The sequence below is a fragment of the Ensifer sp. ENS06 genome (assembly GCF_014852205.1).
In the GTDB taxonomy this organism is placed as follows: Bacteria; Pseudomonadota; Alphaproteobacteria; order Rhizobiales; family Rhizobiaceae; genus Ensifer; species Ensifer adhaerens.
Window position 1 is genome coordinate 65,101 of record NZ_JACVBC010000016.1, and the last position, 26,992, is coordinate 92,092.

Genomic DNA, 26,992 nt, shown 5'->3' on the forward strand with positions numbered 1-26,992 from the left:
TCAGCGCCCCCCCTCCACGATGAAGCGGACCCGGCCGTTCTCGGGACGGCTGGGATCGTTGTCGAGCCGGGCAATCTCGGCGCTGGCGATCGGCAGGATCGCCTCGGCGGCATAGTCCACACCGGGCTGATCCATCCGGGCAAAACGGCCCACCGGCGCGTTGCTTTCGTCGGTGGTGCCGATCCAGGACACGCCGTCGATCCGCATCGCGCGGGCGATCATCGGCGACAACGCCACGTCCGCTCCGAACTCCAGGACATCCGGATGAAAGAGCCCGCGGGTTCCATCCGGCAGATCGCGATCGGAAAAGAGCGCCAGGAGATCGCGGTTGATGTCCGACGCATAGGCGTCGGGCGCGGCACAGACAAAGAGGATGATGTCGAGCGGTACGAAGACCGGCGAGACAAATTCTAGATCGTGGCCCGCCAACCGATGATCTTCGATGAACGCGCGCAACTCGGCCTCGACTGCAGCGTCCACCTCGCCGCCTCCGACGAGGTCGAGCGCCAGCGTGACCGTGTGCCAGCTGCCGGTCCAGCGGCGGCGCCCGAAGGCTCGTTCGACGCTCGGGTGGCGGGCGGCAACCACGGCGTAGTCGGCCGCCGTGACCGCACGACGCGAGACGCGAAACGCCTGTGGCGCGGCAACATGCACTGCCGTGCGTGGTTCCGGCACGATGCCGCCGGTTGCCGGGACAGGGTTGCTCAGCGCGAAGATGCCGTTGCCGTCGCCGGTCACCACATGGGCGATCGCGCCGGCCCCGATGTTGCCGCGCAAACCGCCGCCGTGACGGATACGCGCGACAAACGCGGCTCCATCGGTTGGGCGGCGGCCCAGTACCCCGTCGCCGAAGCGCACATAGGCCGCCCCTGGCACGGTGCCTGCCTCGACCGCCACATGCGGCGCGAAACGCTCCGACGCCAGAAGGTCCGGCACCGTCGTCCATATCTCACCGTCGCCGACGAGCGCGACCTGTGCGACCGGTTCGGCCACCGGCGAAAGCGACGCAGCCGCCGAGGCGGTGCGTGCACTCTCCGGATCGAAAGGCGGCGCGCGCACCACCTCTCCGGCGGCCAGCCGGTAGCGCAGCACCTGGCCAGGCCCGTCATCTGGCAGCAGGCCGTCGGTGGAGAGGGTTTCCAAGAGGATTTCGTCTTCGTGCGCGGGGTCGCCGTGATCGACGGTACGGCCTTCGTCGACCAATAGAACATTGCCACGCGCCACCGACATCGGCTTGCCATCGAGGGTACCGATCGGCAGAGCGAACCTCAACGCGTCTTCGGCGAACCAGCGCACCTCAGTCAAGGCGAGACCGAAGATCGGATCACTTGCAGGCTTGGGGCCTTCCGACAGACGCACGACCTGGCGGTGCGTCGGATCCGGCGGATCCTCGGTGCTACCGCCAAAAGGAATGCGCTCCTCCAGCAAAAGAAGATCGCCTGCCACAAGGTCAAGATCGCCGGGAGCCTTCGTCAGGAAAGCGGAGGTTGCGCCCTTGGTGAGGCAGCAGCCCTCGTCGCCCCAATCGTGGAAGCCCGCATCGTTGCGCGCCACGCGCAGCGACTTCAGCGGTTCCAGTGCCTCGAACACCACTGACCCACGTCGGACCATGTCTTCGAAAAGCTCCGCCTCTGGTGTGATCACCGTCGGCCGCTGCTGCCCCCGGTCCTCTGGGCGGGTCAGGAACCGGGTGCCGCGCGCAATCACGTCAGGTGCGCCATCCCGGTCGACATCCGCCGTCACGGCGACGGCTGTGCGCGCATTGCAACCCTCGCCCGGACGATAGCCGAGTAGCCGGGCGTGGCGCACGAGTGACTGCCGAAAGCGCGTGCGCTCGAAGAACGCTTCGGTGCCTATGGCGTCCTGAAACCAGCTCACCTTGTCGGCAGCATCCGCCAGCACCTCAACAAGGGTCACGCCCAGATCCGCCGGATTGCGCTCGGTCCAGTCGGCCATGGTGGCAGACATGCGGTCCAGCATCATCGTGCGAAAGCCGGTGAAATCGCGGGTCAGGTAATCTATCGGCGGCCCCTGACGACGCGCCGGAACCGAAAGTGCAGGGTCGGCGCAATCGAAATCCGAGCGGCATTCGACTTTGAAGGAGAAGCACACGCTCGCCAGCTGGCGATCCATATTGGCGGGCGGTGCAGCGTTCACCGCCCCTTGCCGCAGCGACAGCACATAAGGCGAGAAATCCCCGGCCTGGTCCAGGGTCAGCCGCTGGGTCAACCCGTCCGGCTGCAGCGCCAGCGATAGCACCTTGATGCCCTTGACCCGCGTTCCGCCTGTCACGGCGAAGTTGTCCTCGTTCAGGGCCGCGACGCCATCGGGTTTGAGGAAAGCTACGTCGAGCAGTTTCTGCGCCATGCCAGCCGGTGCGCCGCTGTCCAACACCTCGACGAAGTCGATGCCGTTGATCTCAAGCCCGCCGCCCATGTCGGCGTTGCTTTCCAGAACCCTCTGCCGGCGCAGCGACGTGCCGCAATGACACCTGCACTTCGTCATATCGCGCCCTCCACCACGGCGCGGCGAATCTCGTCGTCGCCGAGCCGGCTGTAGACGACCGTGACCCGCAACTGGCTGTCCACGGCCTCAACCCGCACACCACGCAGTTCGATCACCTCGACCAGCCATTGCTGAAGCGCCCCCTGGACCATGTGCTGGACGGCGGCTGCGATCTCCGGCGTGTTCTCCGAAAACACCATCTCGTGCAGCCCGGCACCGAATTCAGGCCGGTTGAGCCGCTCGCCGCGGCGCGTGAACAGCACCTGCTCGATCATGTCGCGGATCTGCTGGTCGCGGTCGACCTCGGCCGTGGTTCCGGCGGCTGAGATCCGGTAGGGGAAGGAAAACCAGGTCATATCGCGACAACCTTGGTTTGCGGCGAAGACCAGACCACCGGACCGTTGGGGATCTGGCCGGATTTGCAAAGGTCGCCGGGATTGACCAACAACACCGGCTTGCCGGCCGACTGCACCTTGCTGGCCGCCTTGGTGAACTCAGCAATGAGACAGGGCTGCGGCTTGGGTTCGGGCGTCGTGAACGGGCAACCTGCGATCGTGCCCTTGTCGCCGAGAAGGGCTGCCGGCGTGCCGTCGATCAAAAGCTTCACACCCGTCGCCGCGATCGTGATCGGGATGGAATGCGGGCAGGTGGCGACGGTTCCCTGCGTGACGATCGGCGTGGTCATGGCAGCACCTTCAGATTTCCGTTGTTGATCGTGACCCCATCGGGACCAAGCTTGACCGTCGATCCGGAAAAGCTCAGTTCCATGGCGTCCGCCCCCGCCTTCAGCACGGCATCCCCCATGGCCGTGGTCATGCTGAGCGTGAGTTCCCCCATGCCCGGCGCGTCGAGCACCTCCAGTTTGAAGTTGTCGCCCGCCCAGATCCGCGTCAGCGCCTGCGTCGGCCCCATCGCCGCCGGCGTGTCTCCGGCGTCCCAGAACCCGCCAGACCAGATTGGATAGTCCGGGTCGCCGCGCTCGAACTCGACCCAGACATTGGCGCCCGAGGGCGGGATGGCGAAGATGCCAACGCCCGGTCCGGCGCCCGGCAGACAGGGCATGGCCCAGGCGAGCGTGCCATCCCCCATGACATCAGCCACGCTGACCTGCACCCGGCCAAGGCCCAAGGGGTCGATGTTGAGCTCAACCTTGCCGCGGTATTTGCCGAAGAATTTTTCGTCCTCGCAGCTCATATCGGCGATACCTCCGGTGCGACGGCCGGCAGGATCGGATAGAGCCCGTCGCGCTGAAGTGCGAACGACTGGGTATAGGCACCGGGTTTGAGCACGTGCCTGACTTCGGCCACCGTATAGGTTCCGTTGTAGATCATCCCCAGGCCGCGGATATCGACCGCGTAGTAGGGTTTAAGCACCGCGTTGTAGCGCGTGTTGTCGATGGTGCCGGTCACCTCCAGTACCCTTTCGGCCGGTTCGTTCACCTCAGCCATCAGACGCGCAAGCACCTGCGCGGTGTTGAGGCCCGAGGTCACTATCTCCTTCGTCTTGATATTGCCCATCTGCGTCAGCGCCTCCGACAGGGCCGACATCGGCGTGTTGGTGGAGGTCGGGATCTCCAGCGAAACCACCTGCCCTGTGGAGCGGTCATGCACCTTGGCGCGCGCAGCCGTCAGGGTCTCGCCATCGTGGTTGACCGTGACGTCGTAGGCATCCGACATTGGCCCCAGATTGACCGAGATCGGCTTCTGCGGCAGGCCGGGGCGCGGCACCGGGCCGAAGTAGAGCTGGCTGATCCCCGGCGCCGGGCCGGGATCGATGAACACCTTGTAGCCGTGGCGCCTGGCCATCTTCTTGGCATAGCCGAGGTCCGTGCAGGTCTGCTGCGGCGTGCGGTCGACCGGGATCGGCGGATCGATCACCGGCGGCGGCATAATCACCGGGATCACGCCGTAGGTGGCATATTTCAGCGCCATGGCATTCATGATCACGGTTTCGTCCTGAGCCGGGTGCTGGGCGCGTTTCTCTTCGCGGTCCATGACAAAAGTCAGGTCGCGGCCCAACATCAGGTACTTGCCTTCATTCGACCCTTCGCCGGGTATGTACTGGGTCTTGGTCACCACCCCGTCGAAGATCGGCGTCGGCACCACCCCGTTCCAGACAACGACCACCACCCGCGCTCCGCGCTGGAACCGGGGATCATTGACGAACGGAGGGCCAAATGCGCCAAGCGGTCCCTCTCGCCCGGCCAGCAGCGTGATCTTGAAGCCTGAGTCCTTTTTCATCGCCTGGCGCACCTCGATCTCTTCGATCGCCTCCATCGCCTCGAGCGGTGCGGGCAGCACGACGGCCTCCCTGCCCAGAAGCAGCGTGACGCGAATGCCGAGGATGTTGCCGAAGGCGCTCACGTGGTCCTGCCTCCCCTCGCATCGGGCATCGGAATGACCAGTGGAGCGCCGGGCACCGCGGTCAACTGGTCGGGATGCGCGGCGGAATTGGCATTGGCGATCATCCACCAGGCGGTCGCCTGGCCATAGGTCTGTGCGGCGATGATATCCGCGCGGTCGCTGTCGGTGACGCGGTGCTGGCGCGCCACGGTGTGATCCTCGGGGTGCGGCAGGATCGGCGGCACGATGTGGCGCACTTTGCTGCCGTCCGGCCGGGTGAATTCGGTTTCGGTGGCGATGGCGTATCGGCTCGTTGCTGTGATCATCACGCCCTCTCAGAAATCCAGGTTGCCCGCCACATCGGCGATGTTGTTGACGCTTGCGACGGTGGCGAGCGTCTCCTTGATCACCTGGTGGGTCAGGAAGGCCCAGTAGCCCGGGTTGGTCATAAACAGATCGTTGTAGGTCAGCACTTTCATCGAGACCGCGACATCGGCGCGGATCGGGTTTAAAGCCGGGTCGTGCGCGGTCTCGGTGATCGACAGACTTTCGATCTTGACAGGCACCACCCGCTTCCAGCCGTAGATGAAAAGCGTCAGCGGTGCGGCCGGCGGCACCACCTCCATGGTTCCTGCCAGCATCAGCGCCTGATTGATCGCAACGGCGATGGTTTTCGGATAGACCATCATCTCGAGTGCTGCGAGATAGCCCGAAATGCCGCCGCCCAGAGGTCCGTTCTCGCCCTCTTCCATCTGGTCGATCAGGTCCATCTTGAGGTTGGCGCTGATCGTCTCCGTGGGAGGCCCCGCCAGCCGCAACGGTTCCGCCCGCCCGTTGCCTGCCTGGCTGTAGTTCGGCGCGATCGACCGGGTGATCTGGTCGGGGTTGTACTGGAAGATCGCCACCGAAGAGAGCGGGTTGAAAAGATCAAGCCCGACAAGAGCGCCTTTCTGGACTTGCGGAGAGATGGTTAGACCCGTCATAGCAAGCTCCGATCTGAGACGCCGGACGTGGAACCAGTGAAGTCATTCTTTGGAAACGGTCTCATCTGTCAGCACTCAGCTTTGCCCAGAATCCGTCGCTGCCGGTGGGATTGATCTCGATTTCGGTATCGTTCTTCAGCACATAGGGGCCGTCCGGGAGGTACTTGATCCAGTCACCGGACTTGTCACGCCCCACCTCGATGACCTTGATCCGGATGGGTAGCGGTCCGAAGGTCTTCAAGTCCGACGTCTGGACGTAGAGGTAGACGTCGAACAAGGTCTTGGCGTCGCCCCGCCCTTGCGCGAAACCACCGGACGGCCCTGGCAGGATGGTGTGATAGCTCGTTACCGTCCCGCTCGGATCGGCGATTTGTCCACGGCGTACCGACTGGGTCGATTGCCCGCCGGATCCGGGTTGGCCGCCGCTGCCGCCGGCCGCGCCGCCTGCGGGCTTCTGCTCGGGGGGCTGTCCCGCGGGCTTGTCTTTTGCCGCGTCGGGTACGGTTTGCTTGTCCGCCGGTGGGCTGCTTTTGGCGGTCGGCGGGCTGCTCTTGTCCGGTGGATCCCAGACCTCCGGAGTGCCCGGAGGCGGCGGCGCTTCCGGCTCGAGCAGCTTGCGGAATTCTTCCGGCAGTTTGCTGCGGTCGACCTTGCCTGCGTTGTCAACGATTCCAGTGCCCAGGCGACCATGTTCGCGGATTTCCTTCTGGGTGGCCCGGCGCTCGTTCATGCCCGGCGGGAAGCCCGGCGGCGGTTTCGAGAGGTCGCTGCCGCCCCGTCCGCTACCTGGATTGTCGATGTCTTCGCACGGGACCTCGGCCGCGTCAGGCAGATCGGGCGCATCGCCGATATGATCGCAAAGCAGCGGCTTCACCTCGGGCGGCAGGATGTCCTTGAGATGGCTGCGGATCGTCTCGGCGATTTCCTTCGGCAGGTTCTGGATGATCGCCCGGCCGAGGATGAACTCCTTGATCAGGTCCTGTGCGACACAGGAGCCCAGCATGTGCGACAGAAGATACTCGCTGGGCGAGATGTCGAAGAGCGAAAGGATGTAGTCGACACCGGCAACGACGCAGGAAATTCCCACCGTTTCGAGCCCGCCGGCGGCGCAGGAGGCGATGCGGGCGACGTTGAACACATGCCGGGCGATGCTGATCAGGGTCTTGGCAGCTTCCCAGGTGTCCATCACGGCTTCATAGATGCTGCCGAAACGGGTCTTGATCGCCTCGGCCGCCTCTTCGACCTTGGCTTCGATCTGAGCCGCGATTTCCTCATACTTCTTGACGAACTCGCCTTCGATCGAGTCGGTGTATTTGCTGAAATCGGAGCCGATCATCGACTTCAGCAGCGATTTGAACCCTTCCTCGACGCAGTCGACCAGATAGGCGCCAACCTGCGGCAGCATGACCTTGATGATCGCGCCGAAGATCACGCCGCCGACCTTCATGATCGCCTTGCCGATCTTGCCGCCACTCGTGCGCTTCTTCGCGCCCGCCAGGAAGTTTTCGAACTTGGTCTTCAGCCGGTGGTAGATGTTGAGCGCCTTGACGAAAGTCGCACCAAAGGTCTTGCGCATTGCCCCGAGCATCCGCCCCGACCGCCCTTCCATGAGCTCGGCACGGTTGAATTCGGTTTGCGCCTTGGTCAGCGCGGCTGTGTCCTGCACCGGTCGCGAACCGTCGGGACCGGTGCCACCCAGCAGCTTGACGGTGTTCTGGATCGCTGTGTCGAAGGCCAGCTTGGCGATGTCCGCCTTACCGGTCCCGGTCTTGATGTTGGTGTAGTCGGCAAAGGTCCTGGTGAAGGTTCTCTGCTTTTCCTTCCAGGTGTTGTACTGCGCCTGGAACGGATCCTCCTGTGGCGGCAGCGGCTTTTTTGGTTTCTTGGGTTGAACGCGGGCATCGGCATGGCGCAGCGGCATCACCTTCTTGCCCGTCGGCGAAGAGACCATTTGGTCGTACAGGGTCTGGCTCGCCTCGGTCAGCTTGTCGCGCCGGTTGGACCGTGATGTGCTGGTGTCCTGTTCCTTGATTTCATCGGGCCAGAACACATACTCCCACAGGAACTTGGCGCCGCTTTTCTGCCGGTAATAGGACTTCCCCGTATAGGTGAACCCTGTAACGTTCTCGTACTTGTCACGACCAAGGATCGTCTTGCTGTACTTGTTGAGGCGCAGCTTCAATGCACTTTCCAGAGGGATGAAATCGCCGCTGCTGGCGGAGCTCGCCATCTTGGCGGCGCTGAAGTTGGTCCTGGCGAGCGAATTGCTTCGCGACGACCCGGTCAGGGTTCCGGCTGGCGCGGTGCCATTCTTGACGGCCTCGCTCTGTTCCACCGTCTTGTTGTAGCGCCGGGCGGCTTCGTTGAAACCGGTGGCGTAGTCGCCAACCTGTTTTTCCGCGTCGCTCATGCGATCCCTGTCACCGGCGAATTTTACGTCGCCAATCTCGTAGCTCGAGGGCGCATCGAGTGCGGATCGAATGAAGTCGGTGGTCGCCCAGCGAGGGCTCGATTCCGTGCTGTATTTCTCGTAGCCTCCGCCCGGTCTCAGCGCGGCGCCGCCGATGTGAAGCGACTTTCTTGTGTCGTAACCCAGGCTCTTGGGTACGACGTTCTTACCGCCGTCCGACACGACGTACCACGGCAGTGCGGTCGGCCCGCCAGCGCCAGTTCCGGTCCCCGTTCCGGTGCTGCTGCCAATGCCAGTGTACGGTGCAAATCGCAGTCCCCAGAGCTTGTTGGGATCTGAGATGACCAGGTCGGCATAGCCAAACCCGTCGTCCACAGAGCCCTTGTCGCGCTGCGCGTTGGGCACCGCCACCTCACCCATGAGTTTTGCATTCTTCTTGACCGCGTCGGCAACGACGAGGTCATGGGTGGGTGTCTTTTGGGGATCCTCGCCGAAGTAGAGCGTTTCGCTGATGATCTCGGACGGGACGCGGCGCACTTTCGGCTGCACTTCATCCGGCTGGGTCTGTTGCAGCACATGCGCCAATTCGTGCGCCATAGTGAAGGACGGCGCTTCCGCTTCGTTTCGCCCCAGCCAGACATGATTGCGGTAGGTAAAGGCGAGCGACGAGATGCTGTCATTCAGCGCATCCGAGGCGCTGCCGCGATGGATGCGCACGTCAGAGAGGTCGCGCCCCATGCGGCTTTCGAAAAAGTCTCGGGTTTGCGGCGAGAGGGCGCTGCCGCCGGATTCCAGCTGACCGGCCGAGGCGGCAATGTGTTCGGTACCCGCAGGGCCGTCGGCCCGCATCCGCGGCATGTCAGTCAAGTCATGCAACATCTCGCGCTCAAGCAGCGGCGAGGGTATGCGCTGCACCGTCGCTACGGCCCGACGCGGCATGACCGGCATCTCTTCCTCAGCAGCGCTGCAAGCGGCGCATTTGCGTTGAACGACCGATCTGCGTGCCATCACTTCCGGCTCGTCGTCTTCGCTCCGGCGCTGAAGACCGGTGCCGGGGCGCTGGGTCATGACGGTCGCTGCGATTGAATCCGCTTCGGCCTCGTGCGGATGGTCAACCGGTCCCACCTCCAGTCTCGGTATCACCGGCGTTTCGTCACCTCCGCAGGCCGAGCATTTCCGCCTGATGCGACGGGGCATGGCGTCCGGCGTTTCTGCGTCGAGCCCGGCACGTTGAACGGAATTTGGCTCGCGGGTCGCCATCACACGTCCGGCTATGTCATCCGCTTCGCGCTCGAACGGGTCGTCCACCGGGCCCACTTCAAGCCGCGGCATGACTGGCATGGTGTGCTCGTCATCCTCTCGGGCGCATTCAGCGCAGACGCGCTGAACCGAAGGAACCGAGGACAGCGAAGAAAGCAGGCGCCGAGGCACCTGGTCTTGATCCGGCAACGGCTCGGCCTTGTGTTTCGTCGGCGTCGCGACGGCAAAGGCGGGGGGCTTGGCGGCTTGGGCGACGCTCACGGACATGGCAGCCCCCCGGCAGCTGGCCTGGTGCTGCAGGTAATCGCCGGCGCAGGTCGCGCTATGTCGCCCCGCCCTACCATTCGAAGCCGATCCCTGTGAGGACCTGGTGCGCCCTTTGGCGCTCCGGTCGGCCTGAAGTGGCGGCATCCTCGTCGCCCAGAGGCGCCAGGAAATTGTAGAGCACCTCCATTTGCACCGGTCCGAAATCATAGCCGAGGCCGCCGCCGGCCTGGAGGCCGAACCCGGCCGGAAGATCGCCGCGCGCGGTATCATAGTAACCGCCTCCGAAGATCCGCCCGTAGAGGGACCGGTAGACACGATACTCCGCACCGCCGCGCAATCCGGCGCGGATAAAGGCGTCCCGATCGTCGACCGGCACATCGACATGAACGCCGGCGGTCAGGGCACCGCCGGCCCAGTCCAGCAGCACATTGTATTGCAGCGAGGCGACGAAACTTGTCCTGTCGCCCGCCACCTCGGCGCCTAACAAGCCGGTTCCCTGACTGGTGAAATGGAAGCCCTGATAGGCAAGCGCGCCGCCGAGCCCAGTCCAGAACCCGACCCTGGTCGCCGGATCGGTATACTCGACCTTGAGCGTGACCGGATTTTTGTAGCCGTCGAGAAAGGCAGCCAGTTCGTCGAAGCTGGTTTGGATATCGATGCAGCCTGAGCTGCCGCGCAGTAGCCCGCCGTGCAGGAAGAACGCGCTTCGCCTTCCGGCATTGCCACACGGCCCCTCCCTGACCGCGACAGGATTGAGGTGCACCCGTCCCGCCCCCCAGTCGCCGGCATGAATGCTCTGCCCCTGGACCGTGACGTTTTTCTTGCCGACGATGCCGCCGACCAAAAGGTCCAGCTGTTCCCCGGTTGAAAATTGGCTGATACCCGGTGGCGAAAAACTATAGGTGCCCTCCGGGATCGGCCCCTTGTCCTTGATGCCGGTGAAACGTTTGTCGTTCAGATAGGTGTCGACATCGACATCTGCGCCGCAGGCCTTGGCATCCTCTTCGGTAATCTTGATCGGGCGACCGGAATCGCCGTCGTAGCGCATGATTTCCTCGCCGTCGCCGTAAACGATCAGTTCCTCACCGTTGAAGACCATCGTGACTTTCTTGAAGTCGGTGGCCTTGCGTTCGCCGTCCGGCGCGCGGCGGATGGTTTGCTCGCCAGCGGTCTGTTGCAGGCTATGCGTCAACTCGTGCGCCATCAGGCGTCGGCCCTCGGTGGTTCCGGGGATGTACTCGCCCTTGGCCAGCGCAATATCGTTTCCAAGCGTATAGGCGCGCGCCCCGATCATGGCCGCGGCCTGATCGACCTGCGGCCCTTCATGGACGCGCACATGCGAAAGGTCCCGCCGGAAACGCGGTACGAAGAAGCCGGCTTCAGCGACACTGAGCATGCGGCCGCCCGCAGAAACCGCTTTGGCCGCCGTGGCAGCGCCGGATGGCCCGCCCCCAGTGTTGCCCCGAGTGTTGCCCCCGGACCCGCCGCCTTGCCGCTGCACCGAAGCGGCCGTCATGGGCGTGACAGCCCGTGCAGCACTGCCCTTTGCGACGGTACCGGCAACCTGATCGGCCTCGCGCTCATAGGCGTCGTTCGCCGGACCGACCACCGGCTTACGCTGAAGTACGCCGGGCACCGCGCTGAGCGATCCGGGCAGCCGCATCTTAGGTTCACACACGCCCGAGCCACCACGGTTGCGTGCGGAACGGGGCATCGAACGTCGGGCACGCAGAGCAGCGCGCAGGGACATCAGCCACCTCCTTTCGGGCGGGTGAGCGCCCCGGCGATCCGCTGACCGGCAAGACGTCCGAGCGCGTTAGGGCCGCGCCCTGCAGCCGGTGGCAGGCTCAAACGCAAATGATCGGCGCCACCCTGCCCGGCCAGCGCGCCGCCATTGGCGGCAAGCTGCGCGGCAAGCGCCGTCCTCAGCCCCTTCGCCAACGCGGCAGCGTCGCTTGCGTGCACGCCATGAACGCGAAGCCGGTCGATGTTGAGAACGATCCGTGGCCCGGCAGTCATTGCAGCCACCCCGCGCGTTCAGCGTCGGTCATCGGCCGGCCAACCTTGTCGTATTCGAGTTGCGCCGCCTGCAGGATCTCGGCCATCGACACTGCGCAACCGCGGTCGGCCGCGAGGAAGGCCGCGCCCAGCGCGATGTTGCGGATCGATCCGCCGGCCAGGTTGAGCTGTGCCAGCTTGTCGTAATCCAGTTGCTCGCGAGGTTGTGCGTCAGGAAAGATCCGCATCCAGATCGCCCGGCGTTCGACCAGATTGGGAAAGCGGAAATCGACGATGAAGCGCAGGCGACGCAGGAACGCGTCGTCGATATTATCGCGCATATTGGTGGTCAGGATGCAAAGCCCGCGATAGGCCTCGAGCCGCTGGAGCAGGTAGCTCACCTCGATATTGGCGTGGCGGTCATGGCTGTCCTTAACCTCGGAGCGGCGGCCGAAGAGCGCATCGGCCTCGTCGAATTGCAGGATCACGCCGCCATCCTCGGCCGCATCGAAGACCCGGCGCAGGTTCTTCTCGGTCTCGCCGACCCATTTCGAGACCATCGCGGAAAGGTCGACGCGGTAGACATCAAGGTCGAGCGCATTGCCGATGACTTCGCCGGCCATCGACTTGCCCGCGCCCGACGGGCCTGAAAATAACGCCGAGACCCCGAGCCCCTTGTGCTGGAGCCGCACGCCGAAGCCCCACTCCTCGTAGACCTGCGTGCGGTTGCGCACCTGGGCAATGATGCTTTCGAGCACATCCTTCTGTCGCGGCGCCAGGATCAGGTCGTCCCACGTCGCGGGCGAGGCCACGCGATGCGCCAGGTCGTCCATGCGGGGCCGCGCGGTGCGGCGGCAGGCCTCCCAGGCGCAGGTCGCCAGATGCTTCGGATCGCGATTGCTCTCCAGCGACATTTCTGCAGCGACAGCACGCGCAACTTCGGGAGCCACGCAGAAGGTGGCGGCAAGGCGCGGCAGGGCCGGGATAAGATCGGTATCGTCATCACTGAGAACGCTGTGCCACACGGCAAGCTGCTCGGACGCCTTCAGGCGCGGCATCTCCAGGCGGAGCGCCAACCGGTGACCGACCCGCATCGGTTCGACCGAGGCGATGGCGAGCGGCCCGCCATAGGTTTCGGCAAAGAGCTGGGCGGTCCGTGTCTCGCCCATGTCGTCATGCATCAGCACCAACCGCCCGGCACACAGCATCATATCCCGGGTGAGCCCAGCGGCGAAGTCCACCAGTTCGACGGCTGTCTGGGGCAGAAGCTGCGAGTTCAGCGCATAGGTGATGGCGTTGATCCCGGCTGAGGCTTCGGCAAAAGCGCAAAGCTTGCCCTCGGGATCGCCGCCGGTCAGGTGCAGCACCGGTGTGTCCGGTAGAGACAGGCGGGAACCGATTTCCCGGGCGAGCGTGGCGCGGTTGGGTGCCAATGACAACGGTCGCGGAATGCGGCGCAGCAGGGCGGAGGCCCCGGCGTCCAGCGAGGGCGCACCGACAAGGCGCAGCAGCACCGTGTCCGCAAGGCGCAGGCGCGCATCGACCAGCGAGCCGCTGCCCTCGATCCGGACCAGCCCTGCCCGGCGCAGTGGCGCCTCGGCCGACAGTCCCTTCCAGTGTGCGCCCGGCAGACGCGTCAGTGCCAGCGACAGCGTGGGGGCAGAGGTCAAAGGATCGTCAAGCAACCGGGCGACGATGTCACGCCCGTCCGGTTCCAAGGCGACATAGGCGCACAAGAGCAGGATGTTGCGACCGAACGCATCCAGTCGGAAGATTTCGGCCAGCTCGCAGGCAGCGGTGCGCGGCGGCTTGGTTTCGGCGACCGGGCCGTGTTCGAGCCAGGCGCGCACGACCGGGAAGGCGTCGGCCAGGGACGCGATATGTTCGGCGCGGCTCACAGCGAAAGCTCCGGGCCGATGATCTGGCCATAGGTGGAGCTGCCCGCGGTGCTGTCGAGCGTGACCGGGCTGAGGAGCCCGTCGACATCGGCCCTCACCAGATAATCGCCGCGCGGCAAGCTGACAAAGGAAAAGGTGAGCGAGGCGGCGTTCGCTCCACCCTCCACAGGGATACGCCCGGCCAGGATCACCTGCGCCGGCGCTGCCGAGTTGCGGACATCGAGAAGCAACCGGACCGCCTGATCCGACCGGATCGAAGGGGTGAAGCCGATATCGACCGTACCTGTCGCCGTCGTTCCACCCGCCGGCGCGGTGATCGTACCGACGACGATCGCTGGGCTGAGTGCAAAGGCCAATGCGTTGGAGCGGGCGCGCACGTGATCCGGCTGGTCAGCGCTGGTCCTGGGTGCAATCGCCTGCAGTTTGTGGACGCCGACGGCCAACTCGACGCCGCCGAAGGTGGGGGCATCGAGCGTCACTGCAAGCGCCGCCTCCGACTGCCGAACCCCGCTCATGGCAAGACCGCCACCATCGACTTCCAGCTCGAGCCCCGGCTTGGCCAGGCCCCTGCCCGCCACGTGGAGGATACCGCCCCAGACCGGCGGGATGATACTGCCGGGCGCCCTGCCCGCTGCGTCGAGCCGGAGCGTTGAAACCGGCGAGACCCAAAGCCCGGGATGCGCCACCGGGGTAGGAACCGGTGGCGTGGCGGACGTCTCGATCACCACATGGCTAACCTCGTAGGAGAGCGACAGCACATAGGGGACCTGATAGAAGATTGACCAGATCTTCGAGAAATCATCGATCGTCATCAGTTGGCGCGTCACGCGCAGCCGCGCCAACGCCGCCTCCAGATCGCTATCTTCCAGCTCGTCGTTGTCTTCGATGGCGTTGTGGATCGTGGTCTTGCTCAGCAGCGGCTCATGCTCCAGAGCCAGCATCACCTCGCCCAGCATCAGATCGGGCTCGAACGCGTCGTGATTGCCGTAGAAGCTCATTACATAGTGCAGGTTCAGCGCCAGCTTGCTGGGGCCGCGCATCTGGCCGGTGGCACCACGCGTCGGCAGATGGTCATTGGCATGGGCGGCATTGGGCTCGACCCGGTAGAGATGAAGATTGACGAGCGGCGCTGCATCCTCGGCAAGCTTGGCCGTGGGCGCCCCCAACCGCACCTTGGCATTTGGCACCGCGGCGTTGGCCGCCGACAGGATGCGCCGGAGAAAGGCTGCGCTGACGGTGGATATGGCCAGCGGGTTGCTCATCGCCCACCTCTCCCGTCGAGAAAGTCATCCAGGCTGATCCCCCGAGCCTCCGCCCTTGCCGGGGCTGGTTGTCCGCCTCGCGGCGGATCCATCACCACTTCGATGGTGCCGATGCGGATCTCGACCTGGGGCGGCTGTTGCGGCTCCACAGCTCGGTCAGCGTTCCTGCCTCGCGGGACCTGCGCTGCCCAATTCGGCGCGGTATCCTCGCGCGCAAGCAATGGCGGGGCGGCCCTCGGGACCGGGACAATCGATGATCGCGATACCGGCCGACCATCGGCAGCGACAGGGGACGCCGCCGGTTCGGGATCCGCCCGGGCCGTTTCGCCGGACATGTCCCCAAGAGCGTCTGCAAGTGTGCCGTTAGCGATCACCGGCGCCGGAGCGGACGGCGCGATGGGCAACGAAACGGGAGCGTGCGCGACCGGAGGGGTTTCAACGGCCAAAACGGCTTGCGACGACGTTGCCACCGGTGGCGTGACCGCCGGCCTCGAAGCAAGAGCAGCCGGAGCAACGCCTGCGGCGGGCGCCAATGGCATCATGCGGCGCGACGGTGCAGCCGGTGCCGACGTGGCTGGCGTGACCGGCGCTGCAGCGTGTGTCGACCTCAGGACCGTCGTAGCTGCTGCGGATATGGTCGGACCCGCGACGGGGGCGGACGCCGGAGGGGCGGCCTCTCTGGTGCGCGGGGTGCGCGACGGAGCCTCGGAAGACATGGACGGCACCGGCCTATCGCTGTCGGAGGGTTCGGACCTTTCACCCAGCGTTTCGAAGGGGCCGGGCCGGCGCGGCGCCAGCCGGGGCAGCGTGCCGCGCGCGCGCGCGGCAAGGTTGCTCAGGAACGCGCTCATGCCAGTGCCTCGGCCACATAAAAGGCCCGCCGATGCTCCGGCAAAGCGAGGATCTCGGCCTCGGACCAGTGGAAGACCCGAGCGATGTGCACGACGTCATGCAGGATCTGCCGCGAAATCTGTTGCAGCTCATGAGCGACGAAATGCACCGAATCGAAAGCCACGGATTGCCTGGCGCCGCACTCCGGGCAGCCGGTCTCCAACCACACATCGGCGCCCGGATCGATCGCCTCCAGAGCCTCGGCAAGGCCATCGAGCGGCAGATCCATTGCCGTTTCCTGGACCCGTGCCGCCAGCATCCGCGCAGCCGTTTCAGGTTCGGCGATGGTCTCGATCTCAAGAATGTCGCCGACGGTCACCGGGCGCACGACCGCCTCGCAGCCACCGATCATCACCTTTTGAAAACCAGGTTCTGGCCAAAGCGCCTCCCCCGCCAGCCCGAGGCTGGCGGGTTCGAGCGTGAGCTCGTAGATCTTACCGCACGCTTCGCAAACCGGTTCCGCCCGGAGCGGGCCCGACCTCAGTCGTGCCCGGATCGCCAGAACCAAACGGTCGCGCGCCCCCATAGGCAGGGCCAAGAGGGTCCCGCACGCGGCCTCGGGATAGGCCCGTTGCAGCAGCGCGACCGACCATTGAGCCGGCGACAGCACGCTCGCGCGGTCGGCCAGCTCAATCACCGCGGAGGCGTCCAGCCGTGAGGGAGCTCCCAGGGGCATGATCAGGCCGGAACTTCGAAGCTGGGCTCTTCAGGCTCAGCCACGTCTTCGTCCCGCTCCCATCCCTCGTTCTCCAGCTTCAGCGTCTGGATCGCGATGGCGCTAGCCGAAGCGTCCATGTCGGAGAAGGCCGAAAACTCGGAGGGCCAGCAACGATAGAGCTTGTAGGCCAAAACAATCTGACCGGCCTCGTTGTAGATTTCGAGTATCAGGTCCTTGCGGAAATCCTTGAGCGACACCTCCGCCCCGAGGCCCGCCCCATAGTTCCACACCTTATTGGCCCATTGCTCGAACTGCTTGGAATGGGTAACCCCGCGCTCCAGCGTGATTGCCTCATATTCGGTCTGGCCCGGCGACTTGCGGCTGGTCGAGGGGTCGCCACCTTCGCGGTGCTTGACCACCTCCGTCGAGCGCTTGAGGGCTGAACACTTGCTGACGCCTGCAACGTAGTCCCCGTCCGGCAAGCGCAGACGGAACTTGTACGTTTTATAGGGGTCGAAACGGTCGGCATTCGTGGTGAACTGTGGCATGTTTGTCCGCCCTCCCTTTAGGACGCGCTGCGGATCTGCTGGATCGAAATGATGACGAATTCGGCCGGCTGCAGCGGCGCGAAGCCGACGACGATGTTGACGATGCCGCGATTGATGTCGTCCTGCGTGGTCGTCGATGCGTCGCACTTGACGAAATAGGCCTCCTTGGCGCTCGCCCCCTGGAACGCGCCCTGCCGGAACAGCCGCTGCATGAACGATCCCACCGAGAGACGGATCTGTGCCCAGAGCGGTTCGTCATTACCTTCGAACACAACCCATTGTGTGCCGCGGAACAGGCTCTCTTCGATGAAGAGCGCGAGGCGCCGGACCGACACGTACTTGTAGTCGTCCGACAGCACGTCCGAGCCCGCCAGCGTGCGAGCGCCCCAGACGACGCGGCCGATGTTCTGGAACGACCTCAGACAATTGACGCCGATCGGGTTCAGCAGGCCGTTTTCCTGATCGGTCAGCTTCACGGTCAACCCCTGGGTATTGGACAGCGTCGCGGCCAGGCCGGCCGGCGCCTTGAAGACCCCACGATTAACGTCGGTGCGGGAGATCACGCCCGCCACCGCCCCACAGGGCGCGAAGGCATCGATTTGACCGCCGCGCAACGGATCACGTTTGAGAAGCCGCGGAAAATAGAGCGCGGCGTTGCGGGCATTGGTGAGTGGAAGCACCTGGTCCGTGGCGTCGAGCTGGGCATTCTTCGCCGTCGTCGCCGCGGTGTCGGGGTTGGCGTCCCATTCGTTCGGCGGATCGACAATGTAAAGCGCGCGCCTTTCAGCGCAAAGTGCAGCGGCCGTTTCCCTGACTGCCTTGGGCAGGGTGGCCTCGCGGGTGTCGGGTGGGATGCAGAGCAGGTTGAAGATGTCCGCCTTGCGCAGCGCCTGCATGCCGGTTTTCAGCGCCGGATCACCTTGGTAGGTCGCATCGGCCAGCGTCGTTCCGTCGTCGCCACCGGTAGCAGTACCTGTGGCGGCATCCGCGGGCCGACTATTGGAAAAGGTCGGGGCCGGCGGCGCTTCAACGAGGTTGCTCTGGGCCGCGAGGATCCGGTCGAACCGGCGCTGGCCCGCATCGCTTCTCATCGACAGGGTACGCAATACCTCCCGGGTGTCAGTGGCAGTGTCGACGATCTCCAGATCGAAGATGTCGTTGACTGTCAGTCCGTACTTCTTGGCAGCTGCGGCCGCGCCCTCGGGATCGGCGACGTCCGGGTGCGAGATTTTCCCTGAGAGCGAATTACCCCAGGCACCAGGGCTCTTGGCCCGCAGGATCAGGGTGCCCACAGTCAAGCCTGCATAGCCGTCGCCGCCGTCCTGCTCGAACAGCCGTACGATCAGGCATTGCCCGCCGCCGTTGGCGAAGAAATCGTCGACGGCGTAGGAGACATTGCTGTCGCTCCAAAGCCCACCGAAGCGGCGATTGAACTCGCCCATGTTGAAGCAGGGCGTCGGTTCCCCGACACCCCCCTTTTTCGTGCGTCCGACGAAAGCGGCAATCGAGGTCGGCACACCGGCGACGGTTCGCACGCCCGAGTCGAGCTCCTGAATGTAGACGCCGGGATAGGTTGGAGAGATGGGCATGCGCGGCTCCTGTTCTCAAACGGATCGTGAATGCAAAAGCGAACGATGCATCGGACGGCCCTTGCGGGCCGTCGAAACCGGATTGAAAGTCAGATCAGACCGTCAGGCCGATCAGAACCGTCACCTTGGCGGCTTTATCCGCCGATGTGTTGTGAACTGTCAGGGTGGTCAGATCGCCCGCAAAGAGCTTGACCGCCTCTCCGAACAAGAGGATCGGACCACTCAGCGCGGAAGCATTGGCCCCGTCTGCCTTGACCGTCACCGAACCGTCGAGAAGATCGGAAGAGATCGCGAGAAAGGCGACGTTGTCGACCTTGTCGACCTGCAGGGCCAGATCGCGCTCTGCACTTCCGGCGTCGAGATCAACAGAGACGGAAACGATACCATCGCCCGTCGATGCGCCCTTGGTCTGGATGGCAGAGCCTGACTTGCCACCTGCGGTTAGGGACCACGTGATTGTTTCTGACATGAAAGGCACCTCGGAGAAAGCGTTGCGCGATCAGTCGGAGAATTCAGTATCACAATTTTAAATTGCGCCAGCAAACACGGACGCTTTAACGAGATCTGCTGCTTTAAGGCCCAGCTCGCCGGATAGTGCTTAGGGAAGCCCAAAAACATTCGCAGCGTCGAACGTAGCAACGTCACGCTTGAGATATACTTATCAGAATGCAAGAAGATAATTATAAAGATACAGAACACAGAAAATGTCAACGGAGATAATTCTAATCTCTACACTGCCGCTTCCAATCGAACACCATTCCACATTAAAATAAACCAAGTATAAATCCCAATAGAATATACGGGACAAAATGTATAAGTTGGGGCTTCCCGCACAGGCTGTGAGACGCGGCTGGCGTAAGTTCAAAAACAATTGCACGACGTTGGTGATTTGCGTTGTTTGTTGCGAGACTAGGTCGCGACCGTCGGCAGAGGCACTACATGCGTTTCTGCTTCGCATTTCCCCAATGATTTGGTCGTTTCAGTGTACATATTATGAGTGCTGAAGCCTCACAGCCAGATCGCAACCATCAGGTGGCAGAGCAACGCCGCAACGTTCCCGACGAAACGTTACGCGATTTTTCTAGCGCTCGCGTCGCGTCATTGGCTAAGCCCAATGTATTACGCAAAATGTCCATTTGGGCGAGTTGCTATGCGGTTTCCCGATTGGCAAACTGCACCTGCATTTGCACACACCGCCACCCTATTTCGACACAGCCGCCGCTGCGTTTACGGTTCATATTTCCGTGTAACTGCTTGATATTTATAAAACTTGTTATTGACAATATATGCGCGCGTGAGCCTCCGCCCCCCTGCGGAGGCTCATTTTCGTTGTGCGCACGCCGGTACGCTAAACCGGTTCTCTGTACATTGTTCTTGGGTCAAGCAAGCGCGCCACCACCTCGTTCGCGCCCTCGTTGACTGGATTTGCCGGTTGGATTGCCCGGGAACGCTTTTTGGGACAGGTTGGACCCACCCACGACGACATGCCCTGTCTTAACATCTTTGATCCCCTCAGAACTTGTAGGCAATCCGCAGTGTGCCGCCATGGCTGGAATAGGTGTCGGAAAACGAGCCCTGGTAGCCGACGCGCAAACTGAAGCCGTCGGCGTTAGCGATGTCGACGCCCGCGCTTAGTCGACCTGCCACATCGGCCAGTGGCACCGTGCTTTCGAAAGCGCCGACCCCAGCTGGTGCATTGGCCAGCCGGGCTGACGTATCCCAGCTGTCAGCGCTGCTGAAGCTCACTCCTGCGGCCGCGTAGGCCCGCATAACCGTTGTTTCGCTCAGATCCACGCGCGTGCCAATCTCAATTGCCGGGGTGGTGGTGAAGCTCCACTGGCGGGTGTCGTTGATCAGGAGATCGAGCGGGCCGGCACCTGACTCTCGGTAGCTACGGGCGTGCGAATAGATCAGGTCAAGGTCGACCAGCGGCCGCACATAGTAGGCATCCTGCGCAAAGGTGTAAGCAGCGCGCAACCGGGTGCTGACATTGTAAACCTCCGGTTCGCCCTCCGCCTGTCCGGCAAAGCCCGGAATCCGGATCGTACGCACGTTGTCGTACCAGCCATAGCTGCCGGAAACAGCGCCCGAAAGAAGCCAAGGACCAATTTCATGCTTCAGTGAGGCACCGGCATAAAGGACGTCGCCGTCGGCGTTGACGCGGCCGTCGTCACCGCGAATGGCACTGCGGTCGTAGCCCCCGGCAAAGCCGACAAACCAGTCGGGCAACACCTCGACCTGGGCGCCGGCCTGCAGCGCATAGGTCGTGCTGTCGAAACCCGAGACGCCGCCGCTGGCCTTCTGGTCAAGCTTCTGTGCACCTGCCTGGCTCCACGCGCACTCCGTCTCAGTCAGGAACGAGGTGTCCGCAGCAAACATCGGGCAACTCAGCAAAAGGTCGAGATGTTGCCGCGTCGTGGCGATGCTGCCGGCCGCGGCCGCTCCTGCGACGCCGGGCGATATATCGGACAGGGCGGACCCGTATGCACCAGAATCGCCATCAGCAAGCGAGCCCAGTGTGCCAAACAGTCTGCCGAAGGAACCACCGCCGGCGTCCCAGATCTCCTGCAGGTGGTTGGCGACGTTGTCCTGGTCCGCGTTCAGCGCAAAGCCAGGCTCGCCGAAATGGGCCGAACCCGTCGCAACTGACAGCTCGTTTCCAGTCCGGGTCAGCACGTAGTCGTAGATTGCCGACTGCCCGCTTAGCGAGTGATCCAAGGTGCCACCCGCAGTGAGAAAAGACAAAGTGATACCGGGCAAGACACTTTCGGCACTCACCGTGAACTTGCCGGCGAGGCTGGCGTCGCCCTCGACCGTCAGTCGATCGATGCGCGAGCCAGCGAAATCGGCGTTGATTGCCAGAACGCCGTCCATAAGCTGGGCAAAGTTGCCGGTGATTTTCGTGGCGTCGATAGCCTCAGAACCGCCGACTGCCAGCCGGCCATGATTGAACACGTCAGCCTCGTAAACCTTTGCACCCGTCAGCAGGCCACCTGTCTCATTGACGACTGAGACCGCCATGCCGCTTCCGACACGGGCCGTCTTCGATATTTTGGCGTCGACGGTGATGGCCCCCTTGACGCTGCCGTCGATGATACCGGCGTTGTTCACCACCATCAGCGTGCCGTCTGAGAGCGGGTTCAGTCCGGCGCTATATTGGACGGCGACACCGGAAGCAGCCGAGATCATGCCTCCGGAATTGACGTTCACGCTATTGTTCTGCCCGCCCGCGACCCAGACACCGGCACCATTGTCACCGGATCCGCCCGTAATGGAACCATCCACCGTCACATTGACCGTACCGTTGTTGGCAGTGCCTCCGTCGCTTTGCGCAAGTATGCCGATCGAGTCTTTGCCGGTCGCTCGGATTTCGTTGCCGGCATTGAGGGTGACCGTCACATCGCCGCTTTTTCCGGCCGAAGAGAGGTTACCGTTCGACCCGATGAAAGCACTGGTCGCGTTGCCGCCGAAACCGCCGCCACCGCCGATTGATTGCGCGAGAACACCGAAGGAATAGTCGCCATCGGCAAGGATGCCGCCGTCGATATTGACGGAAACATCGTCGCCATCACCAAAGCTGGCAGGGCTGTCACCTTTGAAGGAGAGCGGCGCGCCCGAAGCCGTTCCGCCAATGCCGCCGCCACCGCCAATCGATTGGGCAACAATGCCGTGCGCGCCGATGCCACGCGTGTGAACCGTGCTCTCGCTCGTCAGATCGACCGTGACAGCGCCGCCATCCGTGTCGCTGCCGCCCGATCCGCCAACCACAAGCGAGGCTATGCTGTCGGCTTCGCCGGCGCCGCCTATGCCGCCGCCGCCGCCGATTGATTGTGCGACGAGGCCGAACGCCCGGTCTCCATAGGTGTTGAGCGCGGTACCGATGGCAAGGTCGACCTCGCCGCCACGACCGCCAACCCCTCCGCTGCCGCCGACCACGAGGTCGATCGCGTGGCTGTTTTCGTCCTCGGAAGCCGTATGGCTTCCAGCGCCACCGACGCCACCGCCGCCACCGATAGACTGTGCAACGATACCGTGCGCATCGTCGCCGCTGGTCGACAGATTGATCCAACCCTGCGCCTCAACCAGGCCCCCCGACCCACCTGAGCCGCCAGAGCCGCCGAAACCGCCGCCGACGGTGATCTTGCCCGCCGCATGATCCGAACCGTCACCGCCCTGGCCACCGCCACCGCCGATCGACTGTAGGAGCACGCCATAGGCACTGTATCCGGAGGTGTTGATGCTGTTGCCGTGATTGTCGTCGAAGGTGATGTCGACCTCGCCGCCATTTCCCCCCGCACCGCCACGGCCGCCGACGCCAACGGTTATGTTGGCCGTTGCCTGGCTGCCAGACGCGGTAGAGCTACCACCGGCACCGCCGCCGCCGCCAATCGATTGGGCGACGATGCCGTCGGCCCAATCACCCGTGGTGTTGATGCGGCCGGCATGTGTCAACGTGACAGTGTTGCCGTTGGCGGCCGTGCCACCGGTACCGCCGTCATCGATCGTGGCACCGACATTGACATCGAAGCAGTAGCCGGACTTACCGTCACCGTCGTCGCTCAGGCAATCACTGGCGCCCTGGTCATCGAGCGGCTCGGCATCACCGGAGCTCGCCTGCCCCACGGAGCCGCCAAGCCCGCCGCCGCCGCCGATCGACTGCGCGAGCACGCCGTCCGCATCTGCGCCGAAGGTAGCAATATTGCCCGATGTGGTGACGTTGACCGTCCCGGCCGAACCGCCACTGCCGCCGGTCCGGCCAACCGAAACCCCAACCGATGCGGAAAAGTCGCCGCTACTGCCTTCGGGCTCCTCGCCTCCGGGCAGGCTGGCGCTGGCCGACAGCCCGACGCTGACGCCTTGCGAAGTACCACCGCCGCCGCCGATCGACTGGGCGAGCACACCGCGTGCACCCGTGCCGCTGGTCTTTAGGGCTGTGCCTGCGTCAAGATCGACAGTCGTCACCCCGCCGCTTGCGCCACCGCTGCCCGAGCCGCCAACCCCGACATTGGCAGTCAGGTTGAAGCCGCCGCCAATCTGCTTGCTGTTGACGCTGCCGACACCGCCATTGCCGCCACCCCCGCCGATCGATTGCGCCACGATCGCATTGGCATAGTCGTCTGCCGTCGTCACTGAGGCACTATCCTTCAGTGCGACTTTGGCAGCACCACCATTGCCGCCGCCGCCGCCGGAGCCCCCGACCGAAACACCGATGTCGGCACTGACGGTATCCACGGTACCGCCGGTCGCTGCCATCGACGACGCGCTGCCTCCATTCCCGCCGCCGCCGCCGATCGATTGTGCCATCACGCCATGCGACGAAGCGCCTTTCGTAGAGACCGCCGTGCTGCCGTCCAAGCTCACGGAGACGTCGCCCGCAGAGTGGGTTGAGCCGCCGCTACCGCCGACGGCCGTTGAGACACTCATCGCCAAGGAGACATCCTCGCCGGTCGGCACTGCCACGGTGAGCGCATCGGCAACCGAGGAACCACCGCTACCGCCACCGCCGCTAATCGACTGTGCGAGGACGCCGATGGCATCAGTCACATCGCCGCCGTGTTGGCCGGTGCTAATGATGCTATCGGTCAGGTCGACGGAGACGTCGCCACCGGCGCCGCCTGAACCCCCGGTACCACCGACAGCCACCGACGCCGTAAAGCCGAGACCTGCGGAGTAGGAGCTTGCGGAGCCGCCGGTGCCGCCACCACCCCCGACCGATTGCGCAACGATGCCGGCGGCGTGCGAACCTTGAGTGGTAAGGGTCAAGCCCTGGAAGTCGACACTGGTGATGCTGGCATAGCCACCGCCCCCACCGCCCCCGCCAATCTGGAAACTACCAAGCCCGGCATCGCCACCCGTGGCATTTCCGCCGTTGCCTCCGCCGCCACCAATCGACTGTGCGAGCACGCCGACCGCGCCTGAGCCGGCAGTGGCGACATCAACCGCCTCGTGCGCACCAGTCTCTGCGGAACAACCGTCATCGGAATATTGGTTGGTGACGCAAACTTTGCCGCCGGCGCCGCCGCCCGAGGCACTGCCGCCGACACCCAATGCGGGGAGACCAACCGACAGGTCGATCACGTTGCCGCCGTTGCCGCCACCGCCACCGATCGACTGTGCCATGATCGCATGCGCCATCTCACCCCGTGTGGTGACCGAGCCGCCGGGCAAAAATATGCCAGCCTCGCTGCCGTCACCGCCGGCGCTACCTGAACCCCCAACGGTCGCGATGCCCGACGCGCCGGCACCCGAACCGCCACCGCCGCCGATCGATTGCGCCAGGATGCCGATGGCGGCATCCCCGCCGGTACTGATGACACCTGAATTCTGAACCTGCGCATTGCTGCCAAAGTTACCGGAGCCGCCGGAACCGCCGATCGACAGAATTCCACCCGCCATACCGGCAGCGCCGCCGCCGCCGCTGATCGACTGGGCGATGATGCCGTGCGCCGAATAGCCAGATGTGGTGATCGTACCGGCATTCAGGACGCTGGCCGTCTCCGCCGACCCACCACTGCCACCATCGCCACCCAGCTCGAGCGTGAGCCCGGCGGCAATGCCGCCTGTGCCGCCGCTGCCGCCGATCGACTGGACCAGGATACCGTAGGAATGTCCGCCCGCCGTCGTGATTGCTGCATTGTTGTTGACGATAGCCGTGTTGCCACTGCCGCCATTGCCACCATTGCCCGCTCCCCCGCCGAGCACGTCAGTGAAGTCGCCGCCAGTGCCACCACCGCCTCCGATGGAATGCAGGGTGATGGCGGTCGAGTAGTCACCCGTCGTCGTGATCCTGGATGCGCCGTTCGTAAAGGCACCCACGCTGCCGGCGTTACCGCCATAGCCGCCCCCACCACTCGTGCCGACAACAGCCGTTTCGTCGCCGCCATTGCCACCCTGACCGCCTATGCTCTGGCCCAACAGGCCAAAGGCGTTGCTGCCATCTGTCGAAACGCTGCCGCCGGACAGGTTCAACTGGATCTGACCGCCGTTCCCGCCGAGACCGCCGGAGCTGTCCTTCTCTCCGTCCTGGCCGTCGCCGCCACGGCCACCCTGGCTCAATGCGATCACACCGCCAAGGTCGTCGCCCTGCGTCGAAATGATGCCCGAATGGACCGTCACGGTCGTCGCGGCCAGCCCACTGTCTGGCCTGCCACCCTCGCCGCCGGCACCCGCGACGTTCGAGCTCCAACCGTCGCCACCATCGCCACCCCGAGTGACGGCGACGACGCCGCCCGAAAGCTCGGTCACCTGGCCCGTGGCGACGATCGTCATATCTGCGTAGGTGTCGACATTTACGACCGAGCCGCCTCCACCCACACCGCCTTTATCGGAGCTGTCTCGCGATGCCGTGCCGTCGCTGCCCTGGCTCAGCCCATGGATGCCGCGCACGCTGTCGGTGTCGTTTGCGTAAACGCTGATCGCCCCGGCGCTTGCGTTTCCGGAGGAACCGTTCGCGATATCGACGAAGCCGCCCGCACCGCCCGCACCGTTGTCGTGACCGCCCTGCTGACCGGTGGATTCGGCAGCCAGGCCCCACGCATAGTCGAGGCCACTCAGCGAACTGGTCGGGCTGCCGAGATTTACCTGCCCTGTGTTGGCGATGCTGACCGTGCCACCGTTGCCACCGTTGCCGCCCACCTGGTCGCCGGTCGCGCCGCTGTTTTGTTCACCGCCACTGCCTCCCTTGCTCACCGCAAAGATCCCGGCCATGCCTCTGGCCGTGGTCGACTTCAGCGATTCCACGGCCAGCATTCCATAGTTGGTAATCGTTACCGCGCCTCCGGCACCGCCGGCACCACCGTTCGATTTGTAATTGTCATTGTCCTCGTCCCCGGAGCCGCCGAAACTCGTTGCCGAAATCAAACTCCCGATGGTGCCCGGATCCGTAGACGCAGACAGGGTAATGGCGCCGAAATTAGTGATCGTCACGGTCCCGCCGGCACCCGCGCGTCCCTCGTCGACACCGCCGCCGCCCATCGTGTATGTCATGATGACACCGCCGGCTGAGCCCGACGGCACGACGTAGGGGAGACTTGCGCCAGCGGTATACGACGCACTTGTGTTGATCGTTATGTTTGCTCCGGCGTCTCCGTCCTTTTCATCGTCATGATCGACACCGCTGTCGCCCCAACAGGCTGACCACGTATATCCGTAGTCGACCTGGCCGATTGTCTGGTTTGGATCGCCATTGCAGCCGGCAGACGCTTCGCCTGCCATACCAGCTCCACCGAGCCCCAAAGCCAACATGATGAGCACATGCGGGACGTAAACGTTCCGAACGCCGGCCGGGCAACCATCATTGCCCCGCGCTCGGTTCATCAATTTAGGCCGGAAAGGACCAACTTCACGACTGCATGTTTGAGAGAATGGCAACTCCCCCTGGG

Annotated in this window: 17 protein-coding genes; all 17 read right to left on the minus strand. The window is 64.2% G+C overall.

What is annotated here, in order from left to right; translation table 11 throughout:
• Positions 1–2,505: a putative baseplate assembly protein gene (locus IB279_RS32145; protein WP_192340566.1), complete on the minus strand. Its 2,505-nt coding sequence runs from the start codon at positions 2,503–2,505 to the stop codon at positions 1–3.
• Positions 2,502–2,861 (minus strand): GPW/gp25 family protein, encoded by a 360-nt coding sequence (locus tag IB279_RS32150; RefSeq protein WP_090300667.1) that lies wholly within the window; start codon positions 2,859–2,861, stop codon positions 2,502–2,504. Before IB279_RS32150 ends, IB279_RS32145 begins: the two co-directional genes overlap by 4 nt.
• A complete protein-coding gene (locus IB279_RS32155) occupies positions 2,858–3,190 on the minus strand; it encodes a hypothetical protein (RefSeq protein WP_060519092.1) in 333 nt (110 codons plus the stop codon). Before IB279_RS32155 ends, IB279_RS32150 begins: the two co-directional genes overlap by 4 nt.
• Positions 3,187–3,699, minus strand: coding sequence for a phage baseplate assembly protein V (locus IB279_RS32160; RefSeq protein ID WP_090300666.1), 513 nt, complete (start codon positions 3,697–3,699; stop codon positions 3,187–3,189). The genes IB279_RS32155 and IB279_RS32160 overlap by 4 nt, the downstream gene beginning before the upstream one ends.
• Positions 3,696–4,868, minus strand: a complete 1,173-nt coding sequence (locus tag IB279_RS32165; protein ID WP_090300664.1) for a hypothetical protein — start codon at positions 4,866–4,868, stop codon at positions 3,696–3,698. The genes IB279_RS32160 and IB279_RS32165 overlap by 4 nt, the downstream gene beginning before the upstream one ends.
• Positions 4,865–5,173, minus strand: a complete 309-nt coding sequence (locus IB279_RS32170) for a hypothetical protein (RefSeq protein WP_060519086.1) — start codon at positions 5,171–5,173, stop codon at positions 4,865–4,867. Before IB279_RS32170 ends, IB279_RS32165 begins: the two co-directional genes overlap by 4 nt.
• A 9-nt stretch (positions 5,174–5,182) precedes the next feature.
• Entirely contained in the window at positions 5,183–5,830 is a 648-nt protein-coding gene (locus IB279_RS32175; protein ID WP_192340568.1) for a hypothetical protein, read from the minus strand.
• A 61-nt stretch (positions 5,831–5,891) separates the two neighbouring features.
• A complete protein-coding gene (locus IB279_RS32180) occupies positions 5,892–9,767 on the minus strand; it encodes a DUF4157 domain-containing protein (RefSeq protein ID WP_162741434.1) in 3,876 nt (1,291 codons plus the stop codon).
• A gap of 70 nt (positions 9,768–9,837) precedes the next feature.
• On the minus strand, positions 9,838–11,430 hold the full coding sequence (locus IB279_RS32185; protein ID WP_176960406.1) for a DUF4157 domain-containing protein: 1,593 nt from the start codon (positions 11,428–11,430) through the stop codon (positions 9,838–9,840).
• Positions 11,431–11,516: 86 nt separating this feature from the next.
• Positions 11,517–11,786 carry a hypothetical protein gene (locus IB279_RS32190; protein ID WP_060519078.1) on the minus strand — a complete coding sequence of 90 codons (270 nt, stop codon included), beginning with the start codon at positions 11,784–11,786 and terminating at the stop codon, positions 11,517–11,519.
• Positions 11,783–13,663: an ATP-binding protein gene (locus IB279_RS38025; RefSeq protein WP_060519076.1), complete on the minus strand. Its 1,881-nt coding sequence runs from the start codon at positions 13,661–13,663 to the stop codon at positions 11,783–11,785. The genes IB279_RS32190 and IB279_RS38025 overlap by 4 nt, the downstream gene beginning before the upstream one ends.
• On the minus strand, positions 13,660–14,925 hold the full coding sequence (locus tag IB279_RS32200) for a DUF4255 domain-containing protein (RefSeq protein ID WP_090300660.1): 1,266 nt from the start codon (positions 14,923–14,925) through the stop codon (positions 13,660–13,662). Before IB279_RS32200 ends, IB279_RS38025 begins: the two co-directional genes overlap by 4 nt.
• Positions 14,926–15,772: 847 nt before the next feature.
• Complete coding sequence (locus IB279_RS32205; protein ID WP_143034295.1) at positions 15,773–16,453, minus strand: hypothetical protein; 681 nt, start codon at positions 16,451–16,453, stop codon at positions 15,773–15,775.
• Positions 16,454–16,494: 41 nt separating this feature from the next.
• Positions 16,495–17,022 carry a phage tail protein gene (locus IB279_RS32210; protein WP_060519070.1) on the minus strand — a complete coding sequence of 176 codons (528 nt, stop codon included), beginning with the start codon at positions 17,020–17,022 and terminating at the stop codon, positions 16,495–16,497.
• 17 nt (positions 17,023–17,039) lie between these two features.
• On the minus strand, positions 17,040–18,557 hold the full coding sequence (locus IB279_RS32215) for a phage tail sheath C-terminal domain-containing protein (protein WP_250806219.1): 1,518 nt from the start codon (positions 18,555–18,557) through the stop codon (positions 17,040–17,042).
• Between the two features lie 148 nt (positions 18,558–18,705).
• Positions 18,706–19,080, minus strand: coding sequence for a hypothetical protein (locus IB279_RS32220; protein WP_060519066.1), 375 nt, complete (start codon positions 19,078–19,080; stop codon positions 18,706–18,708).
• A 1,043-nt stretch (positions 19,081–20,123) separates the two neighbouring features.
• A complete protein-coding gene (locus tag IB279_RS37730) occupies positions 20,124–26,825 on the minus strand; it encodes an autotransporter outer membrane beta-barrel domain-containing protein (RefSeq protein WP_256439308.1) in 6,702 nt (2,233 codons plus the stop codon).
• Positions 26,826–26,992 lie beyond the last annotated feature (167 nt).